Below are 13351 nucleotides of genomic sequence, written 5' to 3'. Positions count from 1 at the left end.
CGGGTTTTTTATTTCTTAGTAAATCAGTTAAGTAACGCTTTCGCTTTTTTGACAACATTTCCAGTTGTAAAACCGAAGTGTTCCATCAGTACCCCACCCGGCGCCGACTCTCCGAATGTGGTCATGCCAAGAATATCCCCGTTACTACCAATATACTTGTACCAGAAGTCGCTGTGTGCAGCTTCAATGGCAAGCTTAGGAATATCGGCGGGCAGCACACTGTCGCGGTACGTCTTATCCTGCTGATCAAAATAAGAAGTAGATGGCATAGATACGACGCGCACAGAAATTCCCTCATCTTCCAGTTGCTGAGCCGCATTCATCGCCAGGTTCACTTCCGAGCCGGTTGCTATAAGAATTAGTTTTGCATCATCCGCATCTTTTAAGGTGTACCCACCTTTGGCGATATTATCGACCTGAGACGCATCACGGGGTAAAGCGTGAGTGCCTTGACGCGTGAAGACCAGTGCGCTTGGCCCGTCTTTAAGTAGCGCCTGACGCCATGCCTGCGCAGTTTCCGTTGCATCACAAGGTCGCCATGTGGATAAATTCGGCGTCATCCGCAGGTTAGCAAGTTGTTCTACGGGTTGATGGGTGGGACCATCTTCACCTTGTCCGATAGAATCATGGGTATACACAAAAATGTCTTTGGCTTTCATCAAAGAAGCCATCCGCACTGCGTTTCGAGCGTATTCCATAAACATCAGGAAGGTTGCACCAAATGGCACAAAGCCACCGTGTAGCGCTATACCATTCATGATGGCACTCATGCCAAACTCACGTACACCGTAATAGATGTAGTTGCCAGCAGGGTCATCCTGTAAACCTTTTACTTCTGGCCAAAGGGTTAAATTTGACCCTGCTAGGTCTGCTGAGCCACCCAGCAATTCAGGCAACTGTGAGGCAAAATGTCCGATAGTATTTTGCGAGGCTTTGCGCGTCGCCATGTCCGACATTTCCTGCTGGCAGGTATGAACAAATTCAGCAGATGTTTCTGCAAAGTTCTCTGGTAGTGTCCGGTCGATAACCCGGCGCTTAAATTCTTTGGCCTCAGCCGGGTAGGCGTCTTCGTAATCTGCGAAGAGCGAGTTCCAGGCGCTTTCACGCTCACCGCCAGCTTTTTTCGCATCCCACTGCTGATAAACATCGTCCGGAATGCTGAATGCTTCATCTTTCCAGTTTAGAAATTCACGCATCAGGGTGACTTCGTCAGCGCCTAATGGCGCGCCATGGCTTGAGTGACTGCCACCCTTATTGGGTGACCCGAAGCCAATAACGGTTTTACAGCTAATCAGTGTAGGTTTATCCGACTGGCTTTTCGCCTGCTCAATCGCGGCTGCAATGGCCTCGCTGTCATGTCCGTCAACGTTGGCAATAACGTGCCAGCCGTATGACTCAAAGCGTTTGGTCGTATCGTCGGTAAACCACCCTTCAACCTCACCGTCAATTGAGATGCCATTATCGTCATAAAAAGCAATTAACTTACCTAGCCCCAGGGTTCCCGCTAAAGAGCAGGACTCATGAGAAATACCTTCCATCAGGCAACCGTCACCTAAAAAGCAGTAGGTGAAGTGGTCCACCAGCGCGTAGTCCGGCTTATTAAACTGAGCAGCGAGTGTTTTTTCTGCTATTGCCATTCCCACAGCATTAGCAATACCTGCTCCGAGCGGGCCTGTGGTGGTTTCTACGCCGGGCGTATAGCCGTATTCAGGGTGGCCCGGTGTCTTTGAATGAAGCTGACGAAAATTGCTTAATTCTTCAATGGGCAAATCGTATCCTGATAAATGTAATAGCGCATATTGCAGCATTGACCCATGACCGTTAGACAGCACGAAGCGGTCCCGGTTTGGCCATAAAGGGTTGGCCGGATTATGGCTAAGGTGTTGCTGCCACAATACAGTGGCAATATCAGCCATTCCCATCGGTGCGCCAGGGTGCCCTGACTTCGCTTTTTCCACTGCGTCAGCCGCCAGAACGCGAATTGCCGCAGCAGACTTAGAACCGGTATATTTCATGAACCCTCACAAACATAGTATTGTATTATAATTAATTGAGCCAGAATTCCCCGCGCTATTCAAGTACTCAACCTATAAATTGTTAGAACATTGTGAACGATTGTCCGTGCTTTGCAGTCAAAAAACTACCTTCACTAATGAAGAAGCCCATTGATTTATAACTTTTATTCTACCTGTAGCTCGTGTATAAATTACGCAGTTAAGGGAACGCAAAAATAAAAAACAATGCCCGTACCGCTTTATGGATGAAGCCTTTGTATACACTTGTTCAGGTTTGGTTAAGCCATTTACATGCACGCTATTCATTAATCGCCCGTTGGTCAGCTGGCCAACCCGGTTTATTGTTAATGTGTTCGTTCGTGCTTATGGCGAAATATGACAGAAACAGGAAAAAAATGATGCAAGTGTTTTCCCGACATCTCGTTTTACTCCTAACCCTGGGTGCAGGTTCCGCCTCCCTTCCCGCTTTTTCAACTGATGCTGAACCCATTTATTACAGCGACTGCGCTTACATTGAGTTCGAGGACATTGATAACTCACAGATGACGCGTGAAGAGCAGTTGGCGGCAATGGACGCCGATTTTGAAGAAAGTCTGAATACCAGCGAAGAATGTATGTCTGAGGCACTTGATAGTGGCGCTCAAAAGCTAGCTGAGGCCGGTGGGGATAGCGGTGAACAGGATAGCGAATCTGCTGACAACAGTGCCGCTGCACGGACATCCTCATCCAATGAATACCAAACAACACAATCACAGCAACAGCACAGCACCACCGACCAGACTCGCGCGCACTCGGGGGGCCAGGGACAGCAAGGCAGCTCTGCTGTGTGTGATGCGGTAAAACAAGGCCTGGAGTCTGCTACCACAGAAAACGAAAAAGCACACTTTCAGTCTTTAATGAACGAATACGGATGTAGTTAACAGTTATGGGAGATACTCACGTGACACTGAACAATAAATTCAAAGGAATGACACGTAAACTAGGCGTGGCATTGGCCGCAGCAACAATTGCACTGGCCGGGTGCCAGAGTACACAGACCAATGTGACCAGCGTAGGCCCGACACTGGGCGGCCCGCAATCCGGCGGTGAGTTGGGCAATGCAAAACGAAAATACAACTATTCTTCGAATATATTCTTAGATGTTGCCATTCCTGTTTTCGATCCGGGTATCCCCACCGATAAATATGGCAATATTGATGATGAAGAGGTTGTTGAGCAGGATATCTGGCCGCAGGTCAGACGGCTCGAGGCCAACCGCTTTGCCATCAATACCAAGAAAGCCCTGCAGGAAACAAATGCCTTTGGCGCGATTAACGTTACCCCTGATGCCAATGCCAGTGCCGACGTGTATGTGTTGGGTAAAATCAATTACTCCGATACTGAAACCGTCGAAATCGGTATTCGAATTATGGACGCCGCCAACCGGGTATGGGATGAAGAAGAATTTGAATACCGGGTCAGTGAAGGCTTCTACCGCGATGCATTTCGTAAAGGCGGCAACCCTTACGAACCCATATTTAATCAAATCGCGGCCCATATCTATGACGTGCTGATGAAAAAGTCAGAAAGCGACAAACGTGAGATTGAGCAAATTGCAGACTTACGTTACGCGGCGATGTACTCACCAGAAGCATTCAGCCCGTATCTGGAAAAAGAGAAAAGCTGGGGCGCCTCTCAGGCACATTTTGAGTTAAAAGGTGCGCCATCAGCCCAGGATCCGATGTATCAGCGCATTCAGCGTATTCAGGCAAAAGACAACCAGTTTGTTGATTCCCTGCAGGATAGCTACGAAACGTTCTATGCCGAAACGCATGATGTGTACCGTACTTATCAAAAAGAAACCCTGCCTATTGCAGCGGATATCCGCCGTAAAAAAGAAGAACGGACTCAGGCGCAGGCAATAGCGGGCATCGGACTGGTTGCTGCTGTTTTGCTGGGTAAAAACTCAGGGTCTACCGCAGGTCAGGTCGGCGCTGCTGTGGCTGGTGTGGCTGCAGCGGTCTCGCTGGCTGATGCGGTCAAAACCAATAAGGAAATTCAGGGAGTCCGGGATATTCTTGAGGAGAAAGGTGAAAACCTGGATATCAAAGTCACTCCGCAAGTGGTTGAGTTCAAAGATCAGAGCATTGAGTTAACCGGTACAGCTGCAGAGCAGCATACACAGCTTCGTCAGCGTCTGTACGAAATTTATCAGCTTGAAGCGACCCCTGATCAGCAATTATAACCACAGGTACCTAGCGTGAGCAGTATAGACAGGGACATCGATCAGGGCAAAAAACATCACAAATCGGTGCTGCTAAAGCTGACTGTAGCGATAGCTCTGGCAGCACTTCTGGCGTTGGCGCTTTACCTGATAGTGCCGTTGTTATCAGGCGAGCCCGACAGCGCTGCTTCCGATGAGAAGCAGCAAAGGGGAGCAGATAATGAGGCTGCGCAGCTGGCCAAAACCCTTAGTGACGATGAAAAGCGCGCGTTACAGCAGCGTTTAAGCCAGACAAAAGCTGTGCTTTCTGCTATCAGTGATGCGAAACGTAACTGGCAGCCTGATACGGTTAGTTCCTTAAATGAACGCTTGCAAAAGGCTTACGCGCTTTACGGACAAAGTCATTTCCAGCGCACAGAAGATACGCTGGACGATATTGATAAGGCGCTTTCGCAGTTTAATACCGCGTATGAACAGGCGTATATTTCTGCACTGGAAGAAGCGCGTTCTGCCTATAAAAACGGCAATATTCATGATGCCCGCTCAGCGGTTTCTGCTGCGCTAAACGTAAAACCTGACGATGCGCCGGCGCTGGCGCTTAAAGCGCGCATTGATGTTTTTGCAGAAGTGCAATCCCTGTACGAACAGGCTCGTGTGGGCAAGGTAGAAAATAATCTGCAAAAGCAGTATGAGGCATTGCAGAAAATTGTCGCGCTGGATCCCGAACAGGCAGAAGCTAAGCAAGCACTTTCACAGGTTGAGCAACAGATAGGTGACACCTCTTTCAGCGCCGTAATGTCCCAGGCGATAAAAGCTGTTGAATCAAAAGCATACGATCGGGCCCGTGAGCTATTAATCCAGGCCTCAAAACTGAAACCGAATAATGCTCAGGTAGCGACTTTACAGGCCAGAATTGACCAGGAACAGCGTGCAGCCGGGCAGGCTGACGTCGAAGCGCAGATTAGGGTATTTGCTCAGGCCGATGAATGGAAAACGGTAAGTATGCTTGCTGAAAAATCCATCCAGTCTTTTCCGCAAAGCCAGGTTCTTCAGCTTGCCAGAACAAACGCTGAAAAAATACTGTCTGCCCGTCAGACCATAGAGCAATATCTGGCGCGTCCCCAACGTTTAGCTGATGAACGGATCCGCGCCAATGCTGAGCGCGCTATAAGCCAGGCATCTGAGATTTCTGCGTTGAGTCCGTCATTACAAAACTCAATTAGTGACCTGGAATCAGCGTTATCGGGCTCTAATGCACCGTTACCGGTGACAGTATATTCAGACAGCAAAACCTATATAAAAGTAATGGGCGTTGGCGTGGTCGGTAAAGTCGATGAAAAACAGATTTCACTTAAACCAGGTACCTACCGGTTTGAAGGCAGCCGTGAGGGCTATCGCTCGAAAATCATTTCGGTCACAGTAAGTGCAAACACCTATCCCCTGTCAGTTCGCCTGGTCTGTACTGAGAAAGTCTGATGGCACGTTTATATCCAGATAATAAGGAAGTATGGCGGTGAGTCGTATTGATGCATCCATAAAATCCGATAGGAATAAAAACAGAGTAGTCGTGTTGGCAAGTGTGTGCCTACTGGTCGCCGCGTTGGGCAGTTATTTGATATGGCTGTTTTTGATTAAAGGCTTCACCTTTACCGTGACGCCCGACCGTGCTGCGCAAAACCCGTATTTTGAGGTACAAAGTGGTACCGGTTTTATGCTGGAAAACAAACTCTATGTCCTTGGTTTGCCAGCCTCCGTGACAGTGAGCGCACCCAAGTTTGCCAGCAAAACCGTTAACATTGATGATTCCTCTCCCTCGACAATTAACGTAGAGCTATCTTCCCTACCCGCGACGATATCAGTATCAACAGATACAAACCGCAAGGATATTCAGTGGTTCGTTAACCAACAGCCGCAGGCGACTGCAGGCCAGGTGTCACTGCCTGTTGCTGCTGGCACATACACAATTTCTGCCAGACACCCCGCTTATGAAAGTGCTTCAATAAGTGTTGAGGCAGACATTGCACAAGAGATTGAAAAAACCATCGCGTTAACACCGGTTTCAGGGTCGCTGAATATAAACTCTCAGCCAGCCGGGGCCAGCGTTACACTAAACGGTGAGCTCATTGGTAAGACGCCCCTATCGCTGCCGCAACCTGGCGGTAATCATCAGGTTACAGTCGCCCGACAGGGTTACGAGCCGGTAAATGACGAAATTACGATTACGGCTGATAACAAAGCGGTAAGCAGGGATTACAGATTAATCCCGGAACAGGCGATATTAAAAGTCCGCACCTCTCCCTCTCAGGGTTTGCTCACCGTGGATGGCAATCCTGTCTCAGCACGCGAGATAAAAGTGGAAGCCAATACACAGCATACGGTCAGCTACAGTGCGGCGGGTTTTGCCACCCAAAAACAATCGATCACTCTCAAGCCTGGCCAGGAATCTGCTTTAGACTTTACCCTTGCTCCGGTGAAAGGCGATGTGACTATCAATGCAAATTTATCCGCTGAAGTATTTATTGATGGAAAAAAAGTGGGCAACACCCCCTTTACGACTCAGCTGCAAACGCTTGAACATACTGTTGAAGTAAAAAAGCCCGGCTATCGCACCGTTAGCAAATCGGTAACGCCCTCGGCCAACAAACTCACTTCGGTCAATGCTGAGCTGCTTACCGAGTTTGATGCACGACGCCGTGAAGGAAAGCCTCTGTTTGCTCAGACCATCGGCATTGAGTTTGAAACACTTAAACCTGACACATTTGTTATGGGTTCTGCACCGAATGAGGCCGGACGCCAGCGAAATGAACACCAGTATCCGGTAACATTCACCCGCGCGTTTTGGCTGTCCAGGCACGAAATCACCGAAGCCCAGTACGCTCGCTTTAAAGGCAATAATAAGCGCTCACAAAAACCAGTAACGAATGTCAGCTGGCTGGACGCAGCCAAATTTACTAACTGGCTGAGTGAACAGGAAGGTCTGACACCATTTTATGTTATTAAACAGGGTAAGCTGCGTGGCGTCGATCCCTCATCCACAGGATACCGGCTGCCTACCGAAGCTGAGTGGGAATATGCCGCTAAAAAACACCGTCGTGCGGCTAGCACAAAATATGTCTGGGGGAGTCAGGACCGGCTTCGCAGTAAGCAGGGTAACTTTGCCGATGCCTCACTAAAAGGCAAACAAACATTCACTTTGAAGGATTACGACGATGGGTTTGAAGGCAAGGCGCCGGTAGGCAGCTTTGATGCCGAACGCGGTGGCCTGTTTGATTTAGACGGTAACGTCAGAGAATGGGTACACGATTTTTATACCCTTACACCTCCCGATACAGGTACACCAAAAAAGGATTATCTGGGCAGTTCGCCCAGCGCGTCGCATGTAGTGAAAGGCGGATCTTACAAAACCGGGCGACTGAAGCGCCTGCGTGGCAGCATGCGTACCGGAGAATCAGACGCTCAGGATGATATCGGGTTTCGGATTGCCCGATATCTGAAATAAGGCAGAACCATGAAAAAGAAACTACTCATTGCTGCAATTCTAATTGCAATCACCGGAACCGCCACTGCGTACTTTGTTTCACTTGACGCGCCTCAGGATTTTCCGACCAACATTTAAATGCATACCATGGCTGTGACTATGACTAAACAAAATAATGCGTCTATGAACCCGAACCTGGTGATCAGCATCATTGTGCTGGTTGCAAGCTTTACAGTGGTTCACCTGTTTTACGCAGGCGTCGTTCGCCCTGCAGCGGAAACGATACTGGCCACACAGGGAACGTCTTCACTCAGTTCCATTTGGGTTATTCTTAAAGACCTGGAGCAGCAGATATGTCTGTCTCTTATGTTCTTTTGTATCTTTCTGATGCTCTTTAAACTTTGGCGTCTGGTAGATGAGGAGCCACTTTACACCCGGGATTTTTTAAAAGAGCACGACAAATCACAACCACTTAATGTGGATGAAGCCCTCAAAGAGCTGAATGCTTCGTCATACAGTGAGAATCCGGCGATGGCTACGTGGATAAACTGTATCCGACGATTTCGCAACACCCGCAACGTGCAACACGCGGCTGATGCTATTGAGTCCTCTGTCGATAACCTTTCTGCACAGCTTGAAAGCGGAAACAATATGATTCGCTATATCATCTGGGCTATCCCCTCTATCGGCTTTGTCGGTACGGTTCGCGGAATAGGACAGGCGCTGGCTCAGGCTGATGCTGCGCTGGCCGGCGATATCTCGGGTATGACAGCTTCATTGGGTGTCGCGTTTAACTCAACCTTAGTGGCCCTTTTTATCTCGCTGATACTGATGTTTTTTATGCATCTGCTCAACGCCCGCCAGGATGCAATGGTGCTGCGCACCCAGGAGTCCTGTGAAAAACATTTACTGTCTCACTTACACAACTAGGCAGTTATGAAACATAAGCGGCGCACTGAAGATGGCTTTAACCTGTCGTTCCTGGATGTGATGGCATGCGGGTTAGGCGCTGTTATTCTGATATTCATTCTGGTGGATTTTAACGCCTTCAGTGATACCGCCGCGCCGGAACAAAAGAAGCTTGAGTCTGAATTAGCAGCGGCTCAACGTGAACAGCAGCAATTGCAAAAATCCATCGATGAAATAAACGAAAATATTGCCATGGAAGCTGGCAAACAGGATGAGTCACAACAAAACCAGAATGAAACCACCCAGCAACAGGACAAACTGCTGCAGGATATTTCATCACAGTTAGCGGTAGTGGCCGACCTGGAAAACCAGTTAGCTGCTGTTGCCAGTATCCCAACCCCGGATGCCAACATCGCCATGAGCGGCACTGGCGAGCAGAGCTACATTACAGGGATGCGGGTTGAAGGAAAGCATATCGGTATTCTGATTGATAAGAGTGCTTCCATGATGGGAGATAACCTTATTGAGGTATTGAGTAAGCTTGCGTTACCGGATAGTAAAAAAATTGCCAGCGCAAAATGGCGCAGGACGCGACGGGTGGCCAACTGGTTGCTGGCCCGCCTGCCACAAAAATCAAAAGTATCTGTGGTGGCTTTTTCAGACACCGCTTCGGTTTTGGGAATGCGGCCGGTCAACACCGCGGGCGCCAGCGGTTCACTCAAAGCTATTGCTAAACAGATTGGCGAGATTGTGCCGGATGGCGGGACGAATCTGCAGGATGGGCTGGCAACCATGATGAATACAAACCCCGATCTTACGGATCTTTATCTGATAACAGATGGCTTACCAACACTTGGTGAGGGCCTGCCGCTTAAATGCAAAAACTTCATCAGCAGCAAAAAATCAATTTCATCAGACTGTCGGCAGCTGCTATTTCTGGAAACCGTCAAGCGCGGCCCCCGTGGCGTCACCGTCAATGTGATTTTACTGCCCATTGAAGGGGACCCATTCGCGCCCTCTCTATACTGGAGCTGGACCAACAGTAATGGCGGAACCTTCTTGTCCCCGGCACCGGAGTGGCCCTGATGCGACGAATAAAGCGGCCTCCTATCGAAGTTTTCAACCTGTCCTTCCTGGATATCATCTCCTGCGCATTCGGGGCGGTCATTATGCTGGTTTTGCTGGCCAAAAATGGGGAGCAGGATACCGAACGAGGCGCTGCGGATTTGTCGGTGCTGATTGAAAATGTTCTGTCAGCCCAGCAATCGGTAGAATCACTAAAAGGGGCGTTATCTGATAAGCAGCAGGAGCTGGCTGCAGCAAAGGCACAGTCAGCATCGGTAACAGAACAACAGAAAAACCTGGAAACGTCTATTCCAAGGGCACAGCAAACACTGGCTCAATTACAGGACAAAGCAAAATCGCTGCGTGAGGAAATTCGCCAGGCCAATGCTCGCTTAAACGTGGAAAACAGCACCCAGGAGCCTGATGAGGAGGTTGGTGGTATTCCTACCGATGCGGACTATGTGGTGTTTGTTATCGATAATTCCGGGTCTATGTCATCAGGCAGCAGCTGGACGAAGGTGACACAGGTGGTGAAGGACATCATTAAATCTCACCCACAGATGAAAGGCTTCCAGATTATGGCGGCGGACGGCACCCACATGTATTCGACGCAGCGCGGTAAGTGGCTGAGCGACAGTCAGTCGATGCGGGACAAGGCGATTTCACGTCTTGCCGGTTTCAGAGGTGGGGCGAGTGCCCCGGAAGTGGGTATTAACGAGGCGCTGGATTTGTACGGGAACACCCAGGGCAAAGTCAGTCTCTATGTATTTGGTGACGATTATCGCCCCGCTGATCTGGACAGTGTGGTATCACAAATAACCAGAAAAAATGCCGACCAGAGCGGGCGCGCTAAAGTGCGAATACATGGGATCGGTTTTAACCGACCCAGAAACGGTAACGCCCAGCAGTTCGCTGCCTTTATGCAGGCCGTAGCCAAACGAAACAGAGGCGCCTTTGTCGGGTTGTACTTTTAAATTCCGGATTGCCCGTGCCGAATGCCCTTCGTCGCAGTCAACTTGTCTACATCTGATTCACGTTGAACTGATCCTACGAACAGCGATAGCATAATCGCGTACTTGTTAACCTGATACCATTATGACTGAACTAGAAAGCGCCATTAACGATCGTGAAAAAGCTGTCAGGCTGATACTTGCGGTTATTCTTATCAGCTTCGGGCTTATCGCAGCCATGGGCGTGTCGACCTATAATAACTTTGATGCTGTTTATGCACAGCGCCTGAGCGCCTACCCTACCGTTAGTGCCATTGCGACACTGCCTAATGTTGCCGCTATGGTCTGTTTAATTCTGGTCAATGTAGCTGCAGTATCAAAATTGCGCAGGGCCAATCAGGCACTGACACTCAAGGCGTACTCGCTGTTAATGGATTCGGGTTTCAGCGAGCAGGATCCCCAGCAACAGGTCATGAAGCAGCGATTTCTGGGTGCCGCAGGCTTGCCTGTGGACTACTCACTGCAGCGCCTTGCTAAAATGAAAACATTTCACTTTATGAATGTGGCCAGCCCGGTAGGTCGCGCAATACAAAAGCAGCGGGCTTCCTGGATAGCGGTGAGCAGAAAAATAGAAAAACGAAGCTCTGCTCAAGAGCAGATGTAAAAGATTAAAAAAGGCGGCCATAGCCGCCGTTTTTGTTAAATCAGCCCGAGGTGGCTGGCATGAAACTGCAGATGCTCGTCTATAAAAGATGCGATGAAGAAATAGCTGTGATCGTATCCCTCATGCATGTTCAGCGTAAGCTGCGTATCAGACTTCTGCGCAGCGTTCACTAACGCTTCTGGTTTGAGCTGCTCATTTAAAAACTGATCGGCATGCCCCTGTTCCACCAGCAACGGAATATAATGTTGCTTTTGTGCCAGCAGACACGCGGCATCATATTCTTTCCACAACCCCCGATCGTCACCTAAATACTGACTGAATGCTTTTTCACCCCATGGGCACTCAGTAGGATTAGATACCGGGCTAAACGCAGAAACAGACACATAACGCTCTGGTGCCCTCAAGCCGACCACCAGCGCACCATGTCCGCCCATAGAGTGTCCGCTGATAGCTCGTTCTCCGGTGACAGGAAACGATGATTCGATAAGTGCCGGCAATTCCTTGGTCACATAATCATACATCTGATAATGAGTTTTCCATGGTGCCTGGGTGGCATTGACGTAAAAGCCCGCGCCCAATCCCATATCGTAAGCACCTTCGCTATCATCCGGCACATCATCCCCTCGTGGACTGGTATCCGGCGCGACGATGGCCATACCCAGCTCTGCCGCCAGCTTCATTGCCCCGGCCTTTTGCATGAAGTTTTCATCTGTACAGGTAAGGCCCGACAACCAGTACAGTACCGGCACCGGATTATCTTCAGACGCAAACGGCGGCAGAAAGATAGCAAATGTCATATCACAGTTTACCGTCGAAGCAGCGTGCTTATAGCGGCAGTGTCTGCCACCGAATGCCCGGTTTTCAGCAATTAACTCCATTAGCTGGCCTCCGTCTCGTCAAAGTACACAACCGAACGAATACTTTTTCCTTCATGCATCAAATCAAAGGCATCATTGATATCAACCAGTTGCATCTTATGTGTGATAAACGTCTTCAGAGGAATCTCACCATTGAGATATTGCTCTACCATGCCGGGAAGTTCTGAGCGGCCTTTCACGCCACCGAATGCAGAGCCTCTCCATACGCGCCCCGTGACCAACTGAAAGGGTCTTGTGGAGATTTCCTGCCCCGCTCCGGCGACACCGATGATGACCGACTCGCCCCAGCCTTTGTGACAGCATTCCAGTGCCGAGCGCATGACATCAACGTTACCGATACACTCAAAGGAATAATCCACGCCACCGTCGGTCAGCTCAACAATGACCTCCTGAATGGGTTTGTCGTATTTTTTAGGGTTGATTACGTCTGTGGCGCCTAGTTGTTTCGCCAAATCGAATTTGTCTTCATTGATATCAATGGCAATGATACGCCCCGCCTTGGCCATGGTTGCGCCGATAATAGCGGATAAGCCAATGCCACCCAGCCCGAAAATAGCAATGGTTGCGCCCTCTTCCACCTTAGCAGTGTTAAGCACTGCACCAATACCGGTAGTCACACCACACCCAAGCAGACACACCTCATCAAGAGGCGCTTCTTTATTGACCTTTGCCAGTGAAATTTCAGGTAGCACGGTGTATTCGCTGAACGTCGATGTACCCATGTAGTGGTAGATGGTTTTACCATCCTTAGAAAAGCGCGTGGTGCCATCAGGCATCAGGCCTTTTCCCTGTGTTTCACGGATTTTGCCGCACAGATTGGTTTTGCCTGATTTACAAAATTTACACTCGCCACACTCTGGTGTGTACAGTGGAATAACATGGTCGCCAGGCTCGACAGAGGTCACGCCCTCACCCACTGATTCAACGATACCGCCTCCCTCATGCCCCATGATGGAGGGGAATGTCCCTTCCGGATCATCGCCGGACAGTGTAAACGCATCGGTGTGACACACGCCGCTTGCTAACACTTTGATTCTTACTTCCCCGGCTTTAGGTGGTGCCACTTCGACTTCTTCAATCGACAACGGTTTGCCCGCTTCCCAGGCGACCGCAGCGTTACATTTTATAGGTTGACCTTCCATCGTTCTCTCCGGTGTTCGTTTATTTATCTATTACCAGTAAACGGTCT

The 13351-nt window shown here is 49.4% G+C and carries 11 protein-coding genes; 8 read left to right on the top strand and 3 right to left on the bottom strand.

All coding sequences use genetic code 11. The features are described 5' to 3' along the window. Window positions 1–23 precede the first annotated feature (23 nt). Window positions 24–2015 carry a transketolase gene (tkt, locus tag FBQ74_RS03020; RefSeq protein WP_139755258.1) on the bottom strand — a complete coding sequence of 664 codons (1992 nt, stop codon included), beginning with the start codon at window positions 2013–2015 and terminating at the stop codon, window positions 24–26. Window positions 2016–2410: 395 nt separating this feature from the next. Between tkt and FBQ74_RS03015 the strand changes: the two genes are divergently transcribed. The 8 genes from FBQ74_RS03015 to FBQ74_RS02980 all read left to right on the top strand — a co-directional run bounded on the left by FBQ74_RS03015 (window position 2411) and on the right by FBQ74_RS02980 (window position 11284). Then, window positions 2411–2935 (top strand): hypothetical protein, encoded by a 525-nt coding sequence (locus FBQ74_RS03015; RefSeq protein WP_139755257.1) that lies wholly within the window; start codon window positions 2411–2413, stop codon window positions 2933–2935. A gap of 5 nt (window positions 2936–2940) precedes the next feature. Then, window positions 2941–4239, top strand: coding sequence for a hypothetical protein (locus FBQ74_RS03010; RefSeq protein WP_232371963.1), 1299 nt, complete (start codon window positions 2941–2943; stop codon window positions 4237–4239). Between the two features lie 15 nt (window positions 4240–4254). Further along, window positions 4255–5694 carry a tetratricopeptide repeat protein gene (locus FBQ74_RS03005; RefSeq protein ID WP_139755256.1) on the top strand — a complete coding sequence of 480 codons (1440 nt, stop codon included), beginning with the start codon at window positions 4255–4257 and terminating at the stop codon, window positions 5692–5694. A gap of 37 nt (window positions 5695–5731) precedes the next feature. Continuing rightward, window positions 5732–7717 (top strand): PEGA domain-containing protein, encoded by a 1986-nt coding sequence (locus FBQ74_RS03000; protein WP_139755255.1) that lies wholly within the window; start codon window positions 5732–5734, stop codon window positions 7715–7717. 138 nt (window positions 7718–7855) lie between these two features. After that, window positions 7856–8626 carry a MotA/TolQ/ExbB proton channel family protein gene (locus tag FBQ74_RS02995; RefSeq protein ID WP_139755254.1) on the top strand — a complete coding sequence of 257 codons (771 nt, stop codon included), beginning with the start codon at window positions 7856–7858 and terminating at the stop codon, window positions 8624–8626. 6 nt (window positions 8627–8632) lie between these two features. Further along, window positions 8633–9691, top strand: coding sequence for a vWA domain-containing protein (locus tag FBQ74_RS02990; RefSeq protein WP_139755253.1), 1059 nt, complete (start codon window positions 8633–8635; stop codon window positions 9689–9691). After that, window positions 9691–10644: a VWA domain-containing protein gene (locus FBQ74_RS02985; protein ID WP_139755252.1), complete on the top strand. Its 954-nt coding sequence runs from the start codon at window positions 9691–9693 to the stop codon at window positions 10642–10644. Before FBQ74_RS02990 ends, FBQ74_RS02985 begins: the two co-directional genes overlap by 1 nt. 121 nt (window positions 10645–10765) lie before the next feature. Then, window positions 10766–11284, top strand: a complete 519-nt coding sequence (locus FBQ74_RS02980) for a hypothetical protein (protein WP_139755251.1) — start codon at window positions 10766–10768, stop codon at window positions 11282–11284. A gap of 35 nt (window positions 11285–11319) precedes the next feature. Here FBQ74_RS02980 and fghA read toward each other — a convergent pair whose 3' ends face one another. Together fghA and FBQ74_RS02970 are read right to left on the bottom strand one after the other, a co-directional pair. Further along, window positions 11320–12162, bottom strand: a complete 843-nt coding sequence (fghA, locus tag FBQ74_RS02975; protein WP_139755250.1) for an S-formylglutathione hydrolase — start codon at window positions 12160–12162, stop codon at window positions 11320–11322. Continuing rightward, window positions 12162–13304, bottom strand: coding sequence for an S-(hydroxymethyl)glutathione dehydrogenase/class III alcohol dehydrogenase (locus FBQ74_RS02970; protein WP_139755249.1), 1143 nt, complete (start codon window positions 13302–13304; stop codon window positions 12162–12164). The genes fghA and FBQ74_RS02970 overlap by 1 nt, the downstream gene beginning before the upstream one ends. Between the last annotated feature and the right edge of the window lie 47 nt (window positions 13305–13351).

The sequence above is a fragment of the Salinimonas iocasae genome, assembly GCF_006228385.1.
Classification (GTDB): Bacteria; Pseudomonadota; Gammaproteobacteria; order Enterobacterales; family Alteromonadaceae; genus Alteromonas; species Alteromonas iocasae.
This window is presented reverse-complemented; position numbering and strand designations above follow the sequence as displayed.